Here is a 22,270-nt window from a genome sequence, read left to right on the forward strand (position 1 = left end):
AGAGAGCATGTTCAAGGCATTGATCGTTGAAAAGGATGCAGAGACCGGCAAGACCAGCGCCTCGGTTCAGGAGATCGGCGAAGATCGCCTTCCTGAGGGCGAGGTTACGGTGGCGGTCGAGTATTCCACAGTGAACTACAAGGATGGTCTGTGCATCGGGCCGGGCGGAGGACTTGTGCGCAACTATCCGCATGTGCCGGGGATCGATTTCGCCGGGACGGTCGAAGCCTCCAGCGATGATCGTTACAAACCCGGCGACAAGGTCGTGCTGACGGGTTGGCGTGTGGGCGAGGCGCATTGGGGGGGCTATTCCCAAAAGGCGCGGGTCAAGGCCGATTGGCTGGTGCCCTTGCCGGATGGGTTGGACGCGCGTGCGGCCATGGCGGTTGGAACCGCTGGCTTGACGGCGATGTTGGCGGTCATGGCCTTGCAGGACCACGGCATGGTGCCGGGGGACGGTCCGGTCCTGGTGACTGGTGCGGCGGGCGGTGTTGGCTCGGTCGCGGTGGCGATTCTCGCCAACCTGGGTTTTGAGGTGGCGGCAGTGACCGGACGTCCGGAGCAGGAGGACTATCTGCGGGCGCTTGGCGCCACCGAGATCGTCGCGCGGGACGAATTGACCGAAGTGACGCGCAAGCCGCTTGAGGGCGAGCGCTGGGCGGGATGCGTCGACGCGGTGGCCGGGGCGATGCTGGGGCGTGTGCTGAAGCAGATGAAATACGGCAAGTCCGTCGCCGCGATTGGCCTAGCCGGCGGGGCGGTGATCGAGGGCGCCTTGATCACGCCTTTCATTCTGCGCGGTGTGAACCTCCTCGGGATCGACAGCGTCATGCAACCTTATGACAACCGTGTGCGCGCCTGGGAACGGATCGCCAAGGATCTGCCCATGGACAAGCTGGAGGCCATGGTCGAACCCGCCACTTTGGCGGATTTGCCCAAACTGGGGGCAGACATCCTGAAAGGTCAGGTGCGGGGCCGCGTGGTCGTCGACGTCAATGCCTGACCCAACGCCGGAAGAGCTGGCAGAGATTGCCCGCGCGCGCGGCCAGATGTTCCGCCCGGTCTGGTTCGCGCGGCTGTTTCGCGGCGATCTGGCTTTGGGAGAGACCTTTTGGGGTGGGCATCTGGGCATGCAGCTTGTCCTGATGCCGCTCTGGCTGCTTTTGATCGTCCTACTTCCTGCGGTTGCGCCGGGAGCAGGCAGGGGCAGCATATTGGCCTTTTTTGTGCTGTCAGGACTGGTCTCGGCACTGGTGACGCGGGCGGTGATTATTGTCGCGCCGCGCTCGGACGCCGGGATTTGGCGCTGGGTCGCGATTGCGGTTAGCCTGCTGATCACGCTGCAGTCCATCGCGCTGTTGGTCTGGTGGCTGAACGGCGATCTGTAACCCCTGTCCCCGGTGTCGAAGTGCTTGCCTTGCAGGCGCCGGGTGTTGATTGCCGGGCGGTCACCACTAGTTACACTCGCCATGGCGGGTCGCATTTGAGACATCAAGCGGCGCGTCAATTTGTCATTCAGGCCGATCTTGGGCTAGGCTGTGACAGGTAAGGGGGCATCAACGATCTTCTTACGCACGAAAAACGCGGGCAGAGCTTTCGGCCATAGGCGGTTCGTTTGTTTCTCTGATCCGCGAGAATCGGGAAGGAAGGGAAACGTGTTCAAACGTATCATGGTGCCAGTTGATCTGGCACATGCGGGCCGGCTTGAGCGGGCTTTGAGTTGTGCCGCTGATTTGGCCAAGCATTACGACGCAACGTTGGTCTATGTAGGGGTATCGGCCGCGACGCCCAGCAGCATCGCGCATACGCCCGAAGAGTTCGCGCAAAAGCTGTCCGAGTTCGCAGATGCGCAGGCCGAGACATGGGGGATTTCCACTCAGTCCCATGCAATGACCAGCCATGACCCGGCGATCGATCTGGATCCGACGCTGATGAAGGCGGTGGAAGAAACAGGGGCCGATCTGGTGATCATGGCAAGCCACATACCAAACATCACCGACTACATCTGGCCATCAAACGGGGGGACGATAGCGGGGCATGCCAAGGTCTCGGTCATGGTCGTGCGATGACGCGCGCATTCAGGTGTGTGCGATGAGGCGCGCGATGAATATTGCGCTATGCGCCACTTCAAACGGAAACGCGACATAGGAACAGGGAGGCCTTTCATATGGCCGAAACAACAAACGATCAGGGGATACCAGAGCCGGAAGGCCCCTCTGACATCATCCAGACCGATTACGAAATCGGACAGGACAACATCGAAACCAACGTCGGTCCCTTCAATCTGGATATTCACAACCCGGTCTTTCTGATCTCGGGGCTGTCGATCATCGCCTTCGTTTTCTACACGCTGGCGTTGCCCGAACAGGCGGGAGCGTTCTTCACATGGATGTTCGGGGCCGTGACCAAGGGATTTGACTGGTTCTTTCTCGGGGCGGCGAATGTCTTTGTGATCTTCTGCCTTTTGCTGATCGTGCTGCCGGTGGGCAGTGTCCGGTTGGGCGGCGCTGATGCGCGACCGGATTACAGCTATGTCGGCTGGTTCGCCATGCTTTTCGCGGCGGGCATGGGCATCGGCCTGATGTTCTATGGCGTGTCCGAACCGATGAGCCATTTCTCATCGTCCTTCGGGGGCACGGCTGTCGGCGAAGACGGTGTGCGCACGGATTGGGCGCCGCTGGGCGCCGCCGGAGCAAATGAACACGAGGCCGTCCGACTGGCCTTTGCTGCGACGATCTTCCATTGGGGGCTGCACCCTTGGGCGATCTATGCCGTGGTGGCGCTGGCGCTGGCCTTGTTTACCTATAACAAGGGCTTGCCGCTGACGATCCGCAGTGCCTTTTACCCGATCCTCGGGGATCGCGTCTGGGGCTGGCCGGGGCATATCATCGACACGCTGGCGGTGTTTGCGACGCTCTTTGGTCTGGCAACTTCGCTTGGCTTTGGCGCGACGCAGGCGAACGCGGGCCTGAACGAATTGTTCGGCATTCCCGTGGGATCGACCACCGAAGTGATCCTGATCACGGCGATCACTTCGGTCGCTCTGATTTCGGTCGTGAGGGGGCTGGATGGCGGCGTCAAGGTGTTGTCCGAGATCAACATGGGGCTGGCTCTCTTGCTGCTGTTGTTTGTGCTGATCGTCGGGCCGACGGTGGCGCTGCTGACCGGCTTTGTCGATTACCTTGGCGCTTACTTGCAGTACCTGCCGGCGCTGTCGAACCCGCTGGGCCGTGAGGACGTCAACTTCAGCCAAGGTTGGACGTCGTTCTACTGGGCATGGTGGATCAGCTGGTCGCCCTTCGTCGGGATGTTCATCGCGCGCGTTTCGCGTGGACGGACCGTGCGGGAATTCATTATTTGCGTGTTGCTGATCCCGTCACTTGTCTGCGTTCTGTGGATGAGCGTGTTTGGCGGAACGGCGATTCATCAGGTGGTGGCCGACGGCTATACCGTCGCGCAGGATGCCCCTCTTGAGCTCAAGCTTTTCAAGATGCTTGATGTTCTGCCCTTGACCTCGATTACGTCGTTCATCGGGATCATCCTCGTGATCGTCTTCTTCGTGACCTCATCGGACTCGGGTTCGCTGGTGATCGACACGATTACGGCAGGGGGCAAGGTTGACGCGCCCGTGCCGCAGCGGGTGTTCTGGTGCATCTTCGAAGGCGCGGTGGCCATTGTGCTGTTGCTGTCGGCAGGCGGGCTGCAATCGCTGCAATCCATGGTGATCTCGACCGGGTTGCCCTTTACGGTGGTTCTGCTCTTCATGTGCTGGGCGATCTGGCGCGGGCTTCAGGCCGAACGCCGGGCGAACTGACGCTTTGACAAAGAACGAAAAAAGGCCCCGGCGCACCCGGGGCCTTTTTTGCGACGCTATCGGTCAGCCAAGTACGTGGATGCGCTTTGTAAGTCTGTCCGTGCGCGTGAGCGGTTGACCTTGTCACCTACGAACGATTTGCTACATGAACTCGGAAAAAAGGGGAGTGTGCTGCGTGTTGGATATGGACTTTGTACGGGGACAGTTCCCTGCCTTTTCCGAGCCGTCCTTGCAGGGGCAGGCGTTTTTTGAAAATGCGGGCGGGTCATATACCTGCGGGCAGGTAATTTCCCGGCTCGAGCGGTATTATCGCCAGCGCAAGGTTCAACCCTATGCACCATATGAGGCCAGCCGCCTTGCGGGCGAAGAAATGGACGAGGCGCGGCGGCGACTTGCGGCGCTGCTTGGCGTCGAAACCGATGAGCTGAGCTTTGGCCCCTCGACCACGCAAAATACCTATGTTCTGGCGCAGGCCTTTCGGCAATTCATGACCCCGGGCGAGGCGATCATCGTCACCAATCAGGATCACGAGGCCAATACAGGTCCGTGGCGGAGGCTGGCGGATGAGGGGATCGAGGTGCGCGAATGGGCCATTGACCCCGCAACCGGCCATTTGAACCCCGAAGACCTTGAGCCCCTTCTGGACGAAAAGGTGCGTCTGGTCTGCTTTCCGCATTGCTCGAACGTGGTGGGCGAAATCAACCCGGTTGTCGAGATCACGGCGCTGGCCCATGCGGCGGGCGCCTTTGTCTGCGTCGATGGGGTGTCCTACGCGCCGCATGGCTTTCCCAATGTCGGCGAAATGGGTCCGGACATTTACCTGTTCTCATCCTACAAGACCTATGGCCCGCATCAGGGGATCATGGTGATCCGCCGCGCGCTGGGCGAGGCGCTGCCGGGGCAGGGGCATTACTTCAACAACGACGTTCTGTACAAACGCTTTACCCCCGCAGGGCCAGACCATGCGCAGGTGGCGGCCTGCGCCGGAATGGTCGATTACATCGAAGCCCTCGCCAAACATCACGCGGTCGGGCCTGACGAGGTACACGGGTTGATGCGCGACCACGAAGTGCGCTTGCTGCAGCCTTTGCTGGATGCGCTGTCGGCGCGAAATTCTGTACGTTTGCTTGGCCCGGCCAAGGCCGAAGGGCGCGCGCCCACGGTGGCCGTGGCGCTCAATCGCGGTGCCGAAGAGGTTGCGGGCGAATTGGCAGGGCATGGGATCATGGCCGGGGGCGGCGATTTCTATGCGGTGCGGGCGCTTCAGGCCATGGGTGTTGATCCGCAGCAGGGCGTGCTGCGGCTGTCCTTCACCCATTATACAACCGAAGCGGAGGTTTCCCAATTAATTGACGCACTTGACGCCGTTCTTTGATCCAAAGCAGGCGCTGGCCCGTATCCTCGGAAACAGAATGCCGGAGTGTGGCGTCTGAAGAATCCAAGGCGCGGAGGCAAGCTTGGCTGAAACATCCCCCATCATCGTCTGGATCAGGCGGGATCTTCGCCTGAGCGATCACGGCGCCCTGTCTGCCGCCGAGGCCACGGGGCGGCCGGTGATCCCTGTCTTTATCCGCGATAATCTGGTGGATGGTCTGGGCGCGGCCCCCAAGTGGCGTCTGGGTTTGGGGATTGCAAAATTCGCCGAGGCGCTCGAGGCAAAGGGAATGCGCCTGATCCTGCGCTCTGGGTCCGCGCGCGATGTTCTTGAGGCGCTGGCCAAGCAGACGGGCGCAAGCGCGGTCTTTTGGATGCGCGCTTATGACCCGCAAAGCGTCCAGCGCGATACCGATGTGAAGGCAGCGTTGAAAGACCGCGGGATCGAGGCACAAAGCTTTGCCGGTCATTTGCTGTTCGAACCGTGGAGTGTGCAGACCAAACAGGGCGGTTTCTACAAGGTTTTCACCCCCTTCTGGCGCGAGGCGCGGACCCATGCGGTGGCGGTGCCTTTGCGCGCGCCATCGAACCTGCGCGCCCCCGAGACATGGCCCGAAAGCGAGGCTTTCGAGGATTGGCATCTGGGCGCTGCGATGCGCCGGGGCGCCGATGTGGTACTGCCGTATGTCCGGCTGGGCGAAGCCGCGGCGCAGGGACGGCTGGGCGCCTTCATCGCCTCAAAGGTGGCGGATTATGGCGAGCATCGCGACTTGCCCGCCGAGGACGGCACCTCGGGGCTGAGCGAGAACCTGTCGCTCGGCGAAATCAGCCCGGCACAATGCTGGCAAGCCGGACGGCGGGCCATGGAGGAAGGTAAGCCGGGCGCAGAGACCTTTCTCAAAGAGCTGGTCTGGCGCGAGTTTGCCTATCACCTGATGTGGCACACACCGCACCTTTTGACCGACAACTGGCGCCAGGAATGGCAAGTCTTTCCGTGGAACGAAGACGCACGCCGCGCCGAGGTCAAGGCTTGGCAACAGGGGCGCACCGGCATCCCCTTTGTCGATGCGGGCCTGCGCGAGATGTATGTGACCGGCCGCATGCACAACCGCGTGAGGATGATCGTCGGCTCGTATTTGACCAAACATCTGCTGTGCCACTGGAAGATCGGTCAACGCTGGTTCGAAGACTGCCTGATCGACTGGGACCCGGCCAGCAATGCCATGGGTTGGCAATGGGTGGCGGGCTCTGGCCCCGACGCCTCGCCCTACTTCCGGGTGTTCAACCCGGCGACACAGCGCGAAAAATTCGACCCACAGCGCGTTTTCGTGGATCGCTGGATCGCCGAAGGGCGCAAGTCCCCGACGCCAGAAGCGCTGAGTTATTTCGAGGCCATTCCTGAACGCTGGGGAATGCGGGCCTCGGATGCCTATCCCGAGCCCATCGTGGCCTTGGACGAAGGCCGCAAACGCGCACTTGGTGCTTATGAAAACAAGGGCTTTTGAAGTCCGTGAAATGGTTAACGCTTGCCAGAACGCTTTTGCGGGGCAAATCTGACCCTATGTCCAGTGGGAGGGCAGCGATATGAAACACACAACAGATGAGGCGTTCTTGGGGGGCGTGATCACCAGCGTGGAAGGCCAGAAGGATCTGCCACGATACTTTGCACGGGTCTATGCTGCGGCTTGTGACATGAACAAGGGGCGACTGGATTTCGTGCTGCCGGACGGTCGCCGGTTTCGAGCCGAGGGGCGCAATCCCGGTCCGGTGGCGGAACTGCACATCCACAACCCCGATATTTTTGCGCGGCTGATCCGCGAGGGCGATCTTGGCTTCTGCGAAGCCTATGTGGACGAATGGTGGTCCTCTCCCGATCTGATGGCCTTTCTGGACCTTGTTCATGCGGACAATGATGACCTTTATGACGGCTTCCCGGGCATGGCGCTGGTGCGCGCCTACGAGAAGTTGCGCTTTTGGCTGCAGCGCAATTCCAAAAGGCAGGCGAAAAAGAACATCGCTCATCACTACGATCTGGGGAACGATTTCTACGGGTTGTGGTTGGACGATACGATGACCTACAGCTCGGCCCTGTTCGAGACTGGGCAGGAAAGCCTTGAGGCGGCGCAAATCGCCAAATATGCCTCGCTGGTGGACCGGATGGGCGTGCGGCCGGGGGACCACATTCTGGAGATCGGCTGCGGCTGGGGTGGTTTTGCGGAATATGCCGCCAAGGAACGGGGGCTGAAAGTCACCTGTTTGACCATCAGCGAAGAGCAATTCAAGTACGCACAGGACCGGATCGACAAGGCAGGGTTGTCAGACCGTGTGACCTTTAAACTTCAAGATTATCGCGACGAAACCGGGCAATATGACGGGATTGCCAGCATCGAGATGTTCGAAGCGGTGGGCGAAAAGTACTGGCCGACCTATTTTGAAACGGTGCGCGCGCGGCTCAAACCCGGCCGACAAGCCAGCTTGCAAATCATCACCGTTCAGCACAGGCGCTGGGAGGTGTACCGGAAGGGCGTTGATTTCATTCAGAAATACATCTTTCCGGGGGGCATGCTGCCCAGCCCGGTGGTGCTGCGCGAACAGGTTGAAAAAGCCGGTCTTCACGTGGTCGGAAGCGTCGAGTTCGGTGAAAGCTACAGCATAACGCTGCGCCGCTGGCACGAGGAGTTCAATGAGCGTTGGGATCAGATAGCGCGACTTGGTTTCGACACTCGGTTTCAAAGAATGTGGAATTTCTACCTTGCGTCTTGCGCGGCGACCTTCCACTTCGGTAATTGTGATGTGACGCAGATAACCATCACAAGACCGAGCTGACAACATGCCCACCGCCGCCAAACTCGTTGCTGCACTATGCCTTGCGGCGCTGGCCTATGCGACATCTGAGCTGATCAAGACACTGATGCCTGCGAGTACGGATTTTGGAGTTTTCAGTATCGTGAATACGCTGCTGGGTCTGATTTGTGGTTGGGTTGTGGTTGGATCGCGTGCCGGGCGCGGGCAGGTGGCCGCCGTGTCCAACGGGATCACCGGAATGGTGGCGCTGGTCTTTTGGGCGCTGTTCATTCAGTCCGCAAACGAAATGATCGGTCTTGCCGTGCGCCACCGCTATGATGGCCCGCTCGAGGCGCTGGCCGCTGTGTTCGAGATCATGGTCGACTATGGCCAGTATCTGGTCGATTTTCGGGTACTGGCTGCGCTGCTCTGCGGCGCATTGGTTACCGGCTATCTCAGCGAAGCCGCTTCCGAGCGCTGGAGGTAACTCTGGCCGATCTGTTCTTTTACGGCACGCTGCGCCATCTGCCGTTGCTTGAGCTTGTGTTGGGCCATCCGGTTCCGCAGGTACGGGCAGCGGTGCTGGACGGCTATGCAGTGCACAGCGCCAAGGACCAGCCCTTTCCGATGATCGCGGCGTGCGAGGGCGGTAAGGCCCAAGGCGTACTGGTGCGCGATTTGTCGGCCGAAGACGTCGCCCGGCTAAACTTCTATGAGGGCGGTTTTGCCTTTGATCTGATTTCCGTTCAGGTCCAGACCGATGACGGCACCGCTTTGGCGCAGGTCTATCTGCCGCGCCCAGGACAGTGGGAGCTTGGCCCGCTATGGTCGCTTGAGAGTTGGGCCGCCCAATGGGGCGAGATGACCCTGATCGCCGCCCAAGAGGTGATGGAGCGTTTCGGAACGCAAGATGCGTCGCAGATCGTGCCGCTGTTGCCGTTCTTTCGGGCGCGGGCATGGGCACGTCAGTTGGCCGCACAGCCTGCCCCGCAAACACTGCGCAACCCGATGACGATGGACGATGTTGCGATCGTTGGCGACCGACCGGGCTATGACGGCTTCTTTCGCATCAAGGCGTTTGACTTGACGCACCGCCGCTTTGACGGCAGCCAAAGCGCCGTCATCGGCCGCGAAGCTTTTGTTGCTTTCGACGCGGCGCTGGTGCTGCCCTATGATCCGGTGCTCGACAAGGTCCTGTTGATTGAACAGCTGCGCTATGGTCCGATCCAGCGCGGCGATCCGGCACCTTGGGTGCTGGAGCCGATCGCCGGTCTGGTGGACGCAGGCGAGGCCCCCGAGGACTGCGCCCGCCGCGAGGCTGTCGAAGAGGCGGGCTTGCAGATGCGGCAACTCTTGCCGATTTCCAAAGGCTATTCCTCGCCCGGGTATTCGACCGAGTTCTTCCATTGCTTTCTGGGGCTGTGCGATCTGAGCGGGCGATCCGAGACCGGGCAGGGCGGTTTGGCGACCGAGCACGAAGATATCCGCAATCACGCCATCCCGTTCGATCATGCCATGGCGTTGATCGACAGCGGCGAGGTGAATGCCGTTCCGCTTGCCATGATGCTTTTGTGGCTGGCGACAAAGCGCGAAGGGTTGCGTTCCGGGGGCTGAGTGCCCTTGAGTTCCCCCCCCTCCAGCCCTAAACCTTGGGGTAGCACGTTTACGAAAGGACCTCTCATGCGGATCGCTCAGGATTTGGCTCAGGCCGTTGGCAACACCCCTTTGATCCGCCTGAACAAGGCCTCCGAGATGACCGGCTGCGAGATTCTGGGCAAGGCCGAGTTCATGAACCCCGGTCAGTCGGTCAAGGACCGCGCGGCGCTGTTCATCATCCGCGATGCGGTGGCCAAGGGCCTGCTGAAGCCCGGCGGCACCATCGTCGAGGGCACCGCAGGCAACACCGGTATCGGTCTTGCGCTGGTTGGCGCTTCGATGGGCTTCAAGACGGTGATCGTCATTCCTGAAACGCAAAGTCAGGAAAAGAAGGATATGCTGCGGTTGGCGGGCGCTGAACTGGTTCAAGTCCCCGCTGCGCCTTATCGCAACCCCAACAACTATGTGCGCTACTCCGGGCGACTGGCCGAAGAACTGGCCCAGACCGAAGCCAATGGCGCAATCTGGGCAAACCAGTTCGATAATGTCGCGAACCGTCAGGCGCATATTGAAACCACCGGGCCGGAAATCTGGGAACAGACCGGCGGCAAGGTTGATGGCTTTGTCTGTGCGGTGGGGTCGGGCGGTACACTGGCGGGCGTCGGCATGGCGCTTCAGCCCAAGGGCGTCAAGATTGCCCTGGCCGATCCCGATGGCGCGACGCTTCACAGCTATTACACCACGGGCGAACACAAGGCCGAGGGCAGCTCGATCACCGAGGGGATCGGGCAGGGGCGGATCACCGCCAACCTCGAAGGCTTTACACCCGATATGTCCTTCAACATCCCGGACGCCGAAGCCTTGCCAGTGGTCTTTGATCTGCTCTCGGAAGAGGGCCTCTGCCTTGGTGGCTCGTCCGGTGTGAACGTTGCAGGCGCAATTCGCATGGCGCAGGAAATGGGGCCGGGCCACACCATCGTGACCATCCTGTGTGACTATGGCACGCGGTATCAATCCAAACTCTTTAACCCGGAATTCCTGGCCGAAAAGGGGTTGCCCAGTCCGCATTGGCTGACGCGCGCGCCAGCCAGCATTCCGGGCGTTTTCGAGGACGCATGACACATTTTTTCACGAGGCTTCTTGCCCTTGTCGCGGCGCTGTTTTTCAGCGCCGCAATCGCATTTGCCCAAGACAACGCCGAGTTGGACTACGAGTCCTGGAACAGCGTGGCCACGCGCGCGGAACAGGCTGTCGAAGATGGACGCGCCTCGGATTCAGCGCTCGAAGACCTGCGGACCGAAGTCGCGGGCTGGCGAGATCAGTTTCTCGTCGCGCAAGGGACATCGTCAGCGCGGATCAGCAGCGTGCAGGCGCAACTGGATGCCTTGGGGCCAGCCCCAGAGGAGGGGCAGAGCGAAGAAGAAGCCATTGCAGCGCGCAGGGCCGAGTTGCAAGATCAACTGGCGCGTCTGCGTGCACCCGTCCAGCGCGCCGACGAGGCATATACCAGGGCTGACGGGATCATCTCGGAAATCGATACGATCATCCGCAGTCGCCAGACCGACGAGCTGCTGAGCCTTGGGCCGTCGCCTTTGAACCCGGTCCTTTGGAGAAAAGCAGCCGAGGATTTGATGGCGTCTTTGAGCCAGACCTGGGACGAACTGATCGTCAATCTGAAATCCCCGGGCCTTCGAGCCCAGGCACAAGCCAATCTGCCTGTGATCTTTTTGCTGGTGGCTATAGCTATCACGCTGCTGGCGCGCGGGCAGGGTTGGGCCAAGGCTGCCGTCGGCAAGATGCGCGGCGCAACCCGCCGCGGATCGGGCGTCTGGCGGTTTGTGTTGTCGCTGGGCCAGATCATCTTGCCCTTTGCTGGTATCTGGGCATTGAGCCAGGCTTTGATTGTCACCGGAATGGCGGGACAACGCTGGACGCTTATCCTTGTCCAGGTGCCCATTTGGGCCTTGATCATGCTGAGCATTCGCTGGCTTGCGGATCAAAGCTTTAACGACAACCCGGAAATCGCGACGCTGGGGCTGGACGCCGAAGAACGGTTTCGGGCGCGGGCTTATGCCAACTTGCTGGCGTTGACCTTTGTGGCGCGAGCCGTGGTTCGGTCGATGGTGGAGTATGACAATTTCTCGGTTGAAAGCAGCGCGGTGATCGATTTTCCGTTGCTGGTTCTATCCGGGTTCTTGCTGTTCCGTCTTGGCAAGGTACGCAATCACGCCCCGATTGCAGGCAGCGCTGCGGCTTTGTCGGACGAAGGACCGTTCCGGATGCGCTTTGCCCGGATCGTCGGGCGCGCGGCGATGATCGTTGGGGTGGTTGGTCCCATCATGGCCGCCATCGGGTATTTCCGCGTGGGCGAGACGCTGATTTACCCCTTCATTGCGACGCTGGGGGTGATTGGTCTTGTCCTCGTGCTGCAAAGGGTAGTCGATGACCTTTACGAGCTGATCACCGGGCAGGGGGGCTCTGAATCTGACAGCTTGATCCCGGTTTTGGTCGGCTTCATCCTCGTGCTTCTCTCGCTGCCGGTGCTTGCCCTGATCTGGGGCGCGCGCGTGGCCGATCTGACCGAGCTTTGGACGCGGTTCCGCGAAGGGTTCCAGATGGGGGATACGCGGATCTCGCCCACGGATTTCCTTGTCGTCGCGGTGGTCTTTGCAGCGCTTTACATGCTGACCCGGCTCTTGCAGGGAAGTCTGCGCAGCACGGTCCTGCCGAAGACCAAGATCGACATGGGCGGGCAGAACGCCATTGTCGCCGGTGTCGGCTATATCGGGATTTTCCTCGCGGCCATCATCGCGGTAACGGCCGGTGGGCTGGATCTGTCGTCGCTGGCCATCGTCGCCGGTGCGCTAACGGTTGGCATTGGTTTCGGCCTGCAGAACATCGTGTCCAACTTTGTTTCCGGGATCATCCTGCTGATCGAGCGCCCGATTTCCGAAGGCGACTGGATCGAGGTCGGCGGGCGTCATGGCATCGTCAAGGACATCTCGGTGCGCTCGACCCGGATCGAAACCTTTGACCGATTTGATGTGATCGTGCCCAATGCCGACCTGGTGTCGGGGCAGGTGACGAACTATACCCGCGGCAACGTGATTGGCCGAGTGATCGTGCCGGTCGGGGTGGCCTATGGCAATGACACCCGCAAGGTTGAACGTATCCTTCTGGATATTGCGCGCCACCACGACATGGTATTGATGAACCCGCCGCCAGCGGTGATTTTCAGTGGCTTTGGGGCCGATAGCCTCGACTTTGAAATCCGCGTGATCTTGCGCGACATCAACAGTGGTTTGGCCGTCAAGACAGAGATGAACCATCAGATCGCGGAACGGTTCGCCAAGGAAGGCATCGAGATTCCCTTCGCGCAGCGTGATATCTGGATTCGCAATCCCGAGGCGCTCTCGACGGTTGCCTCGTCTGGGTCCAGTGAAACTGAAACCGAGGCAGAGGCCGAAACCCGGGCGCCAAGCGCGCTTGGATTTGATGACAATGGCGAAGGGGCACCAGAGAGATGACAGAGCTGTTGTACAGGACGGACCCCTATCTGCGCGAGGCGCCGGGTCGGGTGGTCGGCCATACAGAAGAGGGCGGCGTGATCGTCGCGCCTGCATTGTTCTACCCCAAGGGCGGCGGCCAGCCCGGTGACAGCGGATGGCTTGAATGGGATGGCAAACGCCTGCCCATCGCGACGGCGGTGAAAGGTGAGGACGGGGTTGCCTCGGTTCTGGTGCCGGCCGAGCCCGCCGCTTTGCCGCCAAAGGGCGCCCATGTGGTTCAGGTTTTGGATTGGGAACGCCGTCACAAACACATGCGGGTTCACACGGCACTGCACCTGCTGAGCGTCGTGGTGCCTTTGCCCGTGACCGGCGGGCAAATCGGCGCTGGCAACGGGCGGCTGGATTTCATGATGCCAGAGCCGCCCGAAGATCGCGATGCGCTGGAGCAGGCCCTGAACGATCTGGTCGACCGCGATCTGCCTGTCGGAGAAGAGTGGATCAGCGAGGCTGATCTGGATGCCAACCCCGGGTTGGTCAAGACGCTCTCTGTCATGCCACCGCGCGGGACTGGAACGGTGCGTCTGGTCTGGATCGGCGATGGCGCCGAGCAGGTGGACTTGCAGCCATGCGGAGGCACCCACGTCGCGCGCACCGGCGAGATCGGGGCGGTCAAGCTGCGCAAGATCGAGAACAAGGGCAAACAGAACCGCCGCGTGAGCATCGTTCTGGATAGTTGAGCGAGCTGTTACTGAAATGTGCGCTTCCGCGCGCTTTTATTCCGCTTGTCGAAAGGTGACATGGCCAATAGGCGGGTGGCCCTTGGGCCAAACCGCCGTTCCAAGCCTATACAGGTCAGGATTACGACAGGGACGTCAGGGCTTTTTCAGCGGTACGCCGTATAGCTCCATCCGGTGGCCGGTCAGCTTGTAGCCCAGTTTCTTGGCGATCTTTTCCTGAAGGGCTTCGATCTCGGGGTCGACGAATTCGATCACATGCCCGGTCTGCATGTCGATCAGGTGATCGTGGTGGGCACGCTCGGCGTCTTCGTATCGGGCGCGGCCATCGCCGAAATCGACCTTGTCGAGGATACCGGCCTCTTCAAAGAGTTTGACGGTACGATAGACCGTGGCGATCGAGATTTTCGGGTCGCGGCTTGCGGCGCGCGCATAGAGTTCTTCGACATCGGGGTGATCGCGGGAATTTTGCAGGACTTCGGCGATGGTGCGCCTTTGTCCGGTCATGCGCAGCCCCTTGCCGCGGCAACGTGTCAGGATGGTATCACTCATGGGGCGGGCCTTTTTCGCGCTCTTTGACCTGTTGTGCCAAATGCCACGGGTAAGGCCAAGGGGTCAGGCGGGCATCGGCGCTTTTGTCCGATGCCAGAGAAAGGCGGCAAGGCTGGCGACGACGATGGCGCCGCCCGCCAGCATGCGCAGGCTGGGCGCCTCATCGGTGCCAAGCCAGACCCAGAGCGGCGCAAGGACGGTTTCGAGCAAAAGCAGAAGTGACACATTGGCCGCCGAGGTGTGGCGCGAGGCCTGGCTGAGCGAGAAGAAGGCCAGCGGCAGGATCACGAGGCCGGTCAGCAGGATGGCGGGTACATTGCCTTCGGTCATGCGCGCAGGGGTGGTGATCCAAAGGCCGGTGGTGCCTGAGAGCACAGCTCCGATGCCGATGGCCAGAAGCAGCGGCAGATCGGGGGCATTGCGCAGGGTGACAAAATTCAGCGCCAGCGAAAAGGCGACGCCAAGCCCGCAGGCGGCGCCCATCAGTGCCGCAGGATTCAGCGACATCTGGCCCTTGCCGGAAATGGCCAGAATTATGCCCGCAAGCACAAGGGCGATCGTCCCCCAGGTGGCGGGCGGTGTGTCTTCGCCGTGTAGGGCGCGGGCCAGTAGGGCGGCCCAGACCGGGACAGTGGCCACGCCCAGCAAGACCGGCGCCACTGGGGCCGAACCGATCCCAAGCGGAAAGAGCATAGCGTTAAAATATTGGCAGAGGATGACGGTGATCCCGGCGCGTCCAAGCAGCATAGGCAGATCGGCGGCGCGGCTGCGGCTGGTCAGCGACCAAGCGGTGAGAAAGAGCGTGCCCATGCAAAGCCCGCGCCAGCCCATCATCTGAAACCCTGACATGCCCGACAGCCGCATGAACAGGGCATCCGGCGTCAGGACCAGCGCTCCGAAGAGCGCCAGTCCAAGGCCGAAACGGCGCGGTGTGGTCATGTCAGGCGTAAAGCGGTTGCAGGCCCATCTGCATATGCAGGGTGTTGACCGTGGGTTCGTCCAGTTCCATCGCTTTGGCAAGGCCGTGAAGATACTGTGCCTCTTCTTGGGTATCGACCCGGATCGTCATGAGCGAGGCGGAATAGACCTGCGTGCGCATGGCTTCCGGTGTCTCGGAGGCCAGCCCTTCGATGTCGATGGGGGCGGCCAGCTGTTCCTGAATAAAAGCGATATCCTCGGCGTCGGCGTCTTCGCCGACGGTTTCAAGGATCTTGGCCTTTTCCGCCGCATCAATGCCACCATCGGATTTGGCGGCCTGAATCATCGCGCGCAGCATGAGGGCAGCCATCTTCTCGGCGTCGGGGGCGGTTTCCTTGGTGTTGAAGGCGTCCAGCATGGCACTTGCGCCTTTGCCCTGCGCCATGGCTGTGGCACCACCCGCAGCCGCGAGCAGACCGGCAAGGCCAGCGCCGCCACCACCGAGGCCGGACAACAGGCCGCCACCTTCGCTGTTGGCATTGCTTTGGCCGCCGCCCATCGCCCCCATAAGGGAGGCAAGATCAAGCCCGCCGCTTTGCAGCTTTTCCATCATCTCGGTCATCGGGTTTGCGCCACCAGCGGCCCCGCCGCCGGTCAGCCCGCCCATCATCGCGCCAAGGCCGCCTTGCTGAAGCTGTTCCATCATGCCGGACAAAGGATTGTTCGCGCCCTCGGGCATTTTCCCTGACATGGCCTGACCCAATTGCGCCTGCGCAGCCGAGGCCGGGTGTTCGCCCTTGATCTGCGCGCCGCCGCCCAAAAGGCTGCCAAGCCCGGCGCCGCCGGACATCTTGTCGACGCCCCGAGCCGCAGCATATCCGATGGCGACTTTGGCCAGTGTTCCCATAAGACCCATATCAAGTTTCCTCCCGAGCAAGCATTACCTCGTCAGATTGGCAGATTTTCCTCGTGAGTCACAGGGTTGATTGACGAGACCCGAAAAGCGGTGTCCAAAGGCGCATGGCACGCAGAGACAGTATGGATATTCCGGGCGCAGCGGGGATGGTGGCCTTTGCCGCCATGCTGGCGCTTAACCAGGTGGTGATCAAGGTTTCGAACGGCGGTTTCGGACCGGTTTTTGGCGCAGGAGTGCGCTCGGTACTGGCGCTGGCGGTTCTGGGGCTGTGGGTGGCTGTGATGAAGCGTCCTCTGGGCGGGCTTCGGCAGACCATTGTCCCGGGGATGATGCTGGGGCTGCTGTTCAGCGTCGAGTTCCTGTTTCTGTTCAGCGCGCTGGATTTTACGACGGTCTCGCGCTCGGCGATCCTGTTTTACTCCATGCCGGTCTGGCTGGCCTTGATTGCCCATTTTACCCTTCCGGGCGAGACCCTGTCGGCCCGTCGGGCGCTGGGTCTGGCGATGGCCATGGCAGGGGTGGTCTGGGCCTTACTCGATCCGGACAGTTTGCGCGCGGGCAGCCTTTGGGGCGATCTGCTGGCGCTTTTGGGTGCGCTGTGCTGGGCGGGGATCGCCCTGACGGTGCGATTGACGAAGGTTTCAGAGCTGCCGCCGGAATCCCAGCTTTTCTGGCAATTGGCGGTCTCGGCCGTGGTGCTGGTGGTCGTGGCGCCGCTGTTCGGCCCCCTGATGCGCGAGCCGACATGGGTGCATTGGGCAGGGATGGGATATCAGGCGGTTCTGGTGGCCAGCCTTGGGTTTCTGTTCTGGCTCCGGCTGATGTCGATCTACCCCGCCTCGGACATCGCGGCGTTTTCGTTCCTGTCGCCGGTTCTGACGGTTGGCTTTGGCTGGGCGCTTCTGGACGAACCTGTGGGGCCGGGGTTTCTTGGGGCGTTGGGGCTGGTGGCGGTGGGGATCGTCCTGATCAACATTCGGCGAAAGCGGGTTCAGGCTGTCTGACAGCCCCGCTTGTACCTTCTGAACTCGGGTCGTTCCGCGCGGATTCATTACACGACCAAGCGTACGACTTTCACTGTCACGTGCCGCAGAAAGTTGCGGTGACAATCTCGGACTTGGAGGGCGCGCGGGTCAGGTCGGCGTCGTCCGGTTGATCCTCATACGGATGAGCGAGCACCCTATTCATGCGGTGAAAAAGGCTGTCGTCCCCGTCAACTGCTGCGCTGATCATCTCTTCGATACGGTGATTGCGTGGGATGAAGGCCGGGTTTGCGCGCAGCATGACATTTTGCGGGTCCGGTTCCGCGCTCAGGCGTTCTTGCCAGCGCGTGGCCCAAGCGTCAAAGCTTGAACGGTCTGCGATCTGATCGCGCGCCCCGCCAGTTGCCAAGGTGCTGAAAGTATTGGTGAAATCCGACCCGCCCGCCTGCATCAAGGACAGCAGCTCCGAGACCAACTGAGCGTCTTCGGGCTGCGGTGACGAGATCCCGATCTTGGCGGCAAAGCGATCCAGCCATGCGCTGCGGATCAAGTCGCCCATAGTGTGAACGCGGTCCGTGAAATCTTTGATTGCGGCATCGACATCGGGCATCAGCGGGATCAGCGCCGTTGCCAGTTGCGCCATGTTCCAGACGACAATATCGGCCTGCGCGACATAGGCATAACGACCAAATCGGTCGATCGAAGAAAACACCGTGTCAGGATCGTAGGCGTCCATGAAGGCGCAGGGGCCATAGTCGATCGTTTCGCCCGAGATCGCGCAATTGTCGGTGTTCATCACGCCGTGGATAAAGCCAAGCGACATCCATTGCGCCACCAGCGCCGCCTGGCGTTCGATCACCGCAGACAGCAGCTCGGCAGGGTTTTGAACATGCGGATAGTGGCGCCGCACCGTGTAGTCATAAAGCGTTTGCAGGGCCGCTTGATCGTTGCGGGACGAGAAGACCTGAAAGGTTCCGACACGGATGTGGCTGGCAGCCACGCGGGTCAGGACGGCGCCAGGCAGGGGGCGTTCGCGGATCACCTCATCGCCGGTGCGGGTTGCGGCAAGTGCCCGGGTGGTTGGCACGCCAAGCGCGTGCATCGCCTCGCTGACCACATATTCGCGCAGCACCGGCCCCAGCCAGGCCCGCCCGTCACCGCGCCGCGCAAAGGGTGTGGGGCCTGAGCCTTTCAACTGGATGTCGCGCCGTTGGCCTGCGCGATCAACGACCTCACCCAACAGCACCGCGCGGCCATCGCCCAGTTGCGGGTTGAAACTGCCAAACTGGTGGCCTGCATATAGCTGTGCCAAGGGCTGCGCGCCTTCGGGCAGAGCATTTCCGGCGAACATTGCGGCCAGTCTCGGATCGTCGGCCCCCTCAATGCCCAAGTCCTTGGCCAGCGCTTCGTTGAAGGCGATCAGTGAGGGCGCCTTGACCGGGGTCGGGCGCTGAAAGGCAAAGAATCCGCCGGGAAGGCGGGCGTAGGTATTGTCGAAGGGAATGTGCAAAGTCATGAGGAGAAGATAATCCCGAATCTGCCTCAGACCAGAGGCTTTTCCATGGTGATCGAGGTGGTGCGGTCAAAGCCAGCGTGCGCCTTTTCCGCAGTTCTGACAAATCCCATCGCAGCAAAGGCGGCGTGATTGCCAGTCAACTCAATCCGCGTTTCCAGTTGCAGTTTCGCCAGGGAAAGCCGACGAGCCAGAGTTTCGGCCTGTTGAATGAAAGCGCGGCCAAGCCCGCGGCCTTGCGCGTGTGGCGCGATGGCGAGCTTGCCAATATAGAGCGCGCCGGGGCGTTCGGCGAAAAAGGCGCAACCGGAAAGCGGGTCAGATCCGCTCAGGTAAAGATGTTCGGCGCTGGCTTTGTCAGCGAGGGTGGCAGGTGTCAGCCGGTGCGCGGAAGAGGGCGGGTCGATGATCCCGTCCATATAGGCGAAACTGTCGATGATCAGTCTGTGCAAACCCGCCCAGTCGTTGAAATTGGCTGCGGCGGGGCGCGGCGTCATAACATGCGGCTCATGAACATCTTGTCCTCGCGGGCGGCAAAGCGGGCGCGGCGGTAAAAGCCAAGCAGGCGTTCGTTTCCGCGCCCGGCTTTGAGGTGCAGGGCCTTGAGGCCAGCCTCTTTCATCGCCTTCGAGATGCCATTCAGCGCCTCGAACCCCATGCCGCGCTGGCGCACGGCGGGGCGGATGTACAACTCATCGACAGTGCCATCCATACCGCCAAATTCAAGCGACCAGCCGAAGGTGATACAGACATACCCCACAGGCGCACGGCGCGGCCCGATCAGCCAGATCGCCCCGTGAGGCGAGCCTTCCAGCAACGGCAGAACGGCGGCCGCGCGATGATCGTCGTCGGTGCCGAAGCCTTGTTCCTGATGGAAGGCGGCCACAAGAGGCAGCAGCTTGTCGGCGTCCTCGGCGGCGGCGAGGTGGAGGCTTTTCATCTTGGTTTGTCCAGTGCTGTGGCTTTCATCCAGTGGACAAAAGCAAAACTGCCGCAAGGTAGGCGGGCAACCGGTGGGGATGCAAGGCGGCGTGAGGGGTTTCGCCATCAGGGGGCGGAATTGAGCGAAGGATTGCCGGGTTTGTACCGCGTCGGCTTGGGGGTGCCCCACAGCATCTTGATCCGTGAAAGCGAAGTTTAAAGCCGCGCCAGCCTTTCTGTCAGCAGTTTGAAGAAATGCTCGGCGTCGATGTCACCAAGGAACAAGGCATTGGCCTCGCGGTCTGTGACGCGCCACCAGTCCGCGACGGTCATCCCGCGGCACAAGGCGCTGTCGGTTTCGATTTCCACATTGATGTGGCGCCCGGAAAACAGATGTGGGGCCAAGAGGTAGGCTGTGACGCAGGGATCGTGCAGGGGCGCCCCTTCGGAGCCGTATTTCTGAATGTCGAAACGCTCGAAAAAGTCGGTCATTTGCGCGACGGCTGTGCCGACACGGGTTCCGATGTCGCGGAAGGCCTGGTTCCGCGACGGGGTTACCAAGGCTTTGTGAGTCACATCCAGCGGCAAGACCACGATCGGGGCGCCGCAGTCAAAGACGATCTTGGCGGCCTCTGGATCGACGTAGATGTTGAATTCGGCGGTCGGGGTGATGTTGCCGACCTCGAAATAGGCGCCGCCCATCAGGACAATCTCGGCGATGCGCGGCGCGATATCAGGTGCCCGTTGAAGGGCGGTGGCGATGTTGGTCAGCGGGCCGAGTGGGCAAAGCGTGACCGATTTTTCGGGTTGGGCGCGCAGGGTTTCGATGATGAAATCCACGGCGTGCTGGTCTTGCAAGAGCATTGTCGGGTCAGGCAGCACCGGCCCATCCAGCCCGGTTTTGCCATGCACATGTTCGGCGGTCACAAGATCGCGGCCCGAGGGCCTGTCGCAACCTGCAAAAATGCGGGTGTCCGGTTTGCCCGCCAATTCGCACACGATCCGGGCATTGCGAGTGGTCAACGGCAGCGGGACGTTGCCTGCGACGCAGGTGATGCCCAGCACCTCCAGATCTTCGGGAGAGGCCAGTGCCAGCAATATGGCCACCGCGTCGTCCTGACCGGGATCGGTGTCGATGATGATCTTGCGAGGGGGCATGCGGGTCTCCTGATATGTCCGGATTTGGTCGCATGGGGATCGCACGGGTGCAAGTGCCTTGCCTGCCTAGATGCTTATCGCGATCGTCTCAGGCGCGGGATGGGCATTCGGAAATCGGAATGGTCAGCGGGGGCGATGGCCAACGGTTTGGTGTCGCGGCTTGGCATCGTTCAAGATGCTTGGATGACCAAAGGACAGTTGGACGCTTTTTGGTTGTGTGCCCAATTTTTGAGCGCAATTATAACGGTATGGCCCTTCGTATTTTCCAGTGTAAAGCCTGCAAGCACACCAATCGGTTGGGCGCGAGAACATGTTCGTACTGTTTTCGGCCCACCACGGTTTTCAATCAGGCGTGGTTTCTTGCCCTTGTCGTCATTCTGTGCGGCCTCGGGGCTGCTGCGTATTTTGATGTCTTGCCAGAGCTGTTCTGACTCGCCTCAGGCCGAGCAGCTGGCACCGCCCAGCACGCAGAATTTCGCGCAATGGGGATGATTGAGGGAAACGTCCTGTTCGGCCTGCTCCAAGGTTGTGCCAAGCTCGAACTGCGGATCATAGGCCAGCAAGGTACAGGCCAGAACCGATGGGGAGGCCGCGCCCTTGCGTTTCACAACCATGCGCGACGAAGAACACATCACGCTGTTTGGCGATTTGTTCAGGATACCCCAGCAGGCCGTGGTGATTTCCGGCACCTCGACGGTTTCGTCCATTTCGGGGAACAGCACTGTCATTCCGGGATCATTGGCGTCAATCGCAAAGCCTTCCGTCTCAAACAGCCGGGCGTAGCCTTCGCGCGATGCGGCTTCGGTTTCGCCCCAGACGGTCCGACCCGCGACGGCCATGCGAATCCCGGTGTCGCGCAGCCAGCGCATGCCTTCCAGCGTGCGCTCAAACGTGCCGGATCCGCGCTCGGTGTCGTGATGTTCCGCCGACCAGTGGTCGACCGAAATGCGCAATGTCAGCTTTTCGCCAAACTCGTCTTGCAAAGCCTCAAGGCCTGCGCGAACGCGCGGCCGCATCATCGGACGCATGGCGTTGGTCAGGATCAGAACCTGGTAGCCGCGTGACAGGGCGGCGCGGGCCATGTCGATCATCTGGGGGTTCATGAAGGGCTCACCGCCGGTAAAGCCGATTTCGTGCACACCCCATTTACGGTCTTCAAGTTGGTCAAGATACTCCTCGACCTCTGCCGTTGTGATATAGACGAGCCGGTCGTTGTCGGGCGAGCTTTCGATGTAACAGTTCACGCATTCGATATTGCACAGCGTTCCGGTGTTGAACCAAAGCGTTTGTGGATCGCTCAATGCGACTCGGGCTCGGGCAGAGCCGTCCGCCGTCACCAAGGGATCGCCAAACTTGGCGGAATTGCTCGTAACGCTGTCTTTCATGTGCCTTAAACTCCGGTTTTCCAACGTGGTAGACCGCAGATGGCATAGGGGCCAGAGCTGAGTTTTTTCCTGACGGCATTGTGAAGCGCCATATCCCTGTTAGACTCGCGCTC

The 22,270-nt window shown here is 61.1% G+C and carries 21 protein-coding genes; 13 read left to right on the top strand and 8 right to left on the bottom strand.

All coding sequences use genetic code 11. The features are described 5' to 3' along the window. Nucleotides 1–7 precede the first annotated feature (7 nt). The 12 genes from acuI (at nt 8) to ACOYQJ_RS01115 (ending at nt 13,814) form a co-directional block, all read left to right on the top strand. Entirely contained in the window at nt 8–1,003 is a 996-nt protein-coding gene (gene acuI, locus ACOYQJ_RS01060) for an acryloyl-CoA reductase (protein WP_422904142.1), read from the top strand. Then, nucleotides 996–1,388, top strand: a complete 393-nt coding sequence (locus tag ACOYQJ_RS01065) for a hypothetical protein (protein ID WP_422904143.1) — start codon at nt 996–998, stop codon at nt 1,386–1,388. The genes acuI and ACOYQJ_RS01065 overlap by 8 nt, the downstream gene beginning before the upstream one ends. A 267-nt stretch (nt 1,389–1,655) precedes the next feature. Next, entirely contained in the window at nt 1,656–2,069 is a 414-nt protein-coding gene (locus ACOYQJ_RS01070) for a universal stress protein (protein ID WP_422904144.1), read from the top strand. Between the two features lie 98 nt (nt 2,070–2,167). Continuing rightward, nucleotides 2,168–3,814, top strand: coding sequence for a BCCT family transporter (locus ACOYQJ_RS01075; protein WP_422904145.1), 1,647 nt, complete (start codon nt 2,168–2,170; stop codon nt 3,812–3,814). A gap of 184 nt (nt 3,815–3,998) precedes the next feature. Then, nucleotides 3,999–5,189 (top strand): aminotransferase class V-fold PLP-dependent enzyme, encoded by a 1,191-nt coding sequence (locus ACOYQJ_RS01080; protein ID WP_422904434.1) that lies wholly within the window; start codon nt 3,999–4,001, stop codon nt 5,187–5,189. A gap of 82 nt (nt 5,190–5,271) precedes the next feature. Then, a complete protein-coding gene (locus tag ACOYQJ_RS01085) occupies nt 5,272–6,693 on the top strand; it encodes a cryptochrome/photolyase family protein (protein ID WP_422904146.1) in 1,422 nt (473 codons plus the stop codon). Nucleotides 6,694–6,772: 79 nt separating this feature from the next. Continuing rightward, nucleotides 6,773–8,014 carry a class I SAM-dependent methyltransferase gene (locus ACOYQJ_RS01090; protein ID WP_422904147.1) on the top strand — a complete coding sequence of 414 codons (1,242 nt, stop codon included), beginning with the start codon at nt 6,773–6,775 and terminating at the stop codon, nt 8,012–8,014. Between the two features lie 4 nt (nt 8,015–8,018). After that, a complete protein-coding gene (locus tag ACOYQJ_RS01095) occupies nt 8,019–8,459 on the top strand; it encodes a TrgA family protein (protein WP_422904148.1) in 441 nt (146 codons plus the stop codon). A gap of 11 nt (nt 8,460–8,470) precedes the next feature. Next, the gene (locus tag ACOYQJ_RS01100) at nt 8,471–9,586 is read left to right on the top strand and encodes a gamma-glutamylcyclotransferase (protein ID WP_422904435.1); all 1,116 of its coding nucleotides are present in this window, start codon (nt 8,471–8,473) and stop codon (nt 9,584–9,586) included. A 66-nt stretch (nt 9,587–9,652) separates the two neighbouring features. Beyond that, the gene (locus ACOYQJ_RS01105) at nt 9,653–10,687 is read left to right on the top strand and encodes a cysteine synthase A (RefSeq protein WP_422904149.1); all 1,035 of its coding nucleotides are present in this window, start codon (nt 9,653–9,655) and stop codon (nt 10,685–10,687) included. Beyond that, complete coding sequence (locus ACOYQJ_RS01110) at nt 10,684–13,095, top strand: DUF3772 domain-containing protein (RefSeq protein ID WP_422904150.1); 2,412 nt, start codon at nt 10,684–10,686, stop codon at nt 13,093–13,095. The genes ACOYQJ_RS01105 and ACOYQJ_RS01110 overlap by 4 nt, the downstream gene beginning before the upstream one ends. After that, complete coding sequence (locus tag ACOYQJ_RS01115) at nt 13,092–13,814, top strand: alanyl-tRNA editing protein (RefSeq protein ID WP_422904151.1); 723 nt, start codon at nt 13,092–13,094, stop codon at nt 13,812–13,814. Before ACOYQJ_RS01110 ends, ACOYQJ_RS01115 begins: the two co-directional genes overlap by 4 nt. Nucleotides 13,815–13,949: 135 nt before the next feature. Here the strand turns inward: ACOYQJ_RS01115 and ACOYQJ_RS01120 are convergent, their stop codons facing one another. The 3 genes from ACOYQJ_RS01120 to ACOYQJ_RS01130 all read right to left on the bottom strand — a co-directional run bounded on the left by ACOYQJ_RS01120 (nt 13,950) and on the right by ACOYQJ_RS01130 (nt 16,197). Then, a complete protein-coding gene (locus ACOYQJ_RS01120) occupies nt 13,950–14,363 on the bottom strand; it encodes a Fur family transcriptional regulator (RefSeq protein ID WP_422904152.1) in 414 nt (137 codons plus the stop codon). Between the two features lie 63 nt (nt 14,364–14,426). Next, on the bottom strand, nt 14,427–15,302 hold the full coding sequence (locus tag ACOYQJ_RS01125) for a DMT family transporter (RefSeq protein WP_422904153.1): 876 nt from the start codon (nt 15,300–15,302) through the stop codon (nt 14,427–14,429). A 1-nt stretch (nt 15,303) separates the two neighbouring features. Beyond that, nucleotides 15,304–16,197, bottom strand: a complete 894-nt coding sequence (locus ACOYQJ_RS01130; RefSeq protein ID WP_422904154.1) for a DUF533 domain-containing protein — start codon at nt 16,195–16,197, stop codon at nt 15,304–15,306. A gap of 122 nt (nt 16,198–16,319) precedes the next feature. Here ACOYQJ_RS01130 and ACOYQJ_RS01135 point away from each other — a divergent pair, with 122 nt between their 5' ends. Further along, nucleotides 16,320–17,201, top strand: coding sequence for a DMT family transporter (locus ACOYQJ_RS01135; RefSeq protein ID WP_422904155.1), 882 nt, complete (start codon nt 16,320–16,322; stop codon nt 17,199–17,201). Nucleotides 17,202–17,277: 76 nt separating this feature from the next. Here the strand turns inward: ACOYQJ_RS01135 and ACOYQJ_RS01140 are convergent, their stop codons facing one another. The 5 genes from ACOYQJ_RS01140 to ACOYQJ_RS01160 form a co-directional block, all read right to left on the bottom strand. Next, on the bottom strand, nt 17,278–18,696 hold the full coding sequence (locus ACOYQJ_RS01140; protein ID WP_422904156.1) for a protein adenylyltransferase SelO: 1,419 nt from the start codon (nt 18,694–18,696) through the stop codon (nt 17,278–17,280). Between the two features lie 26 nt (nt 18,697–18,722). Further along, nucleotides 18,723–19,190: a GNAT family N-acetyltransferase gene (locus tag ACOYQJ_RS01145; RefSeq protein ID WP_422904157.1), complete on the bottom strand. Its 468-nt coding sequence runs from the start codon at nt 19,188–19,190 to the stop codon at nt 18,723–18,725. Further along, nucleotides 19,187–19,633 (bottom strand): GNAT family N-acetyltransferase, encoded by a 447-nt coding sequence (locus ACOYQJ_RS01150; RefSeq protein WP_422904158.1) that lies wholly within the window; start codon nt 19,631–19,633, stop codon nt 19,187–19,189. The genes ACOYQJ_RS01145 and ACOYQJ_RS01150 overlap by 4 nt, the downstream gene beginning before the upstream one ends. Before the next feature lie 197 nt (nt 19,634–19,830). Then, nucleotides 19,831–20,772, bottom strand: coding sequence for a nucleoside hydrolase (locus tag ACOYQJ_RS01155; RefSeq protein ID WP_422904159.1), 942 nt, complete (start codon nt 20,770–20,772; stop codon nt 19,831–19,833). 437 nt (nt 20,773–21,209) lie between these two features. Beyond that, nucleotides 21,210–22,157 carry a radical SAM protein gene (locus ACOYQJ_RS01160; RefSeq protein WP_422904160.1) on the bottom strand — a complete coding sequence of 316 codons (948 nt, stop codon included), beginning with the start codon at nt 22,155–22,157 and terminating at the stop codon, nt 21,210–21,212. Between the last annotated feature and the right edge of the window lie 113 nt (nt 22,158–22,270).

The organism is Pacificoceanicola algae (assembly GCF_049341065.1).
GTDB lineage: Bacteria > Pseudomonadota > Alphaproteobacteria > Rhodobacterales > Rhodobacteraceae > Pacificoceanicola.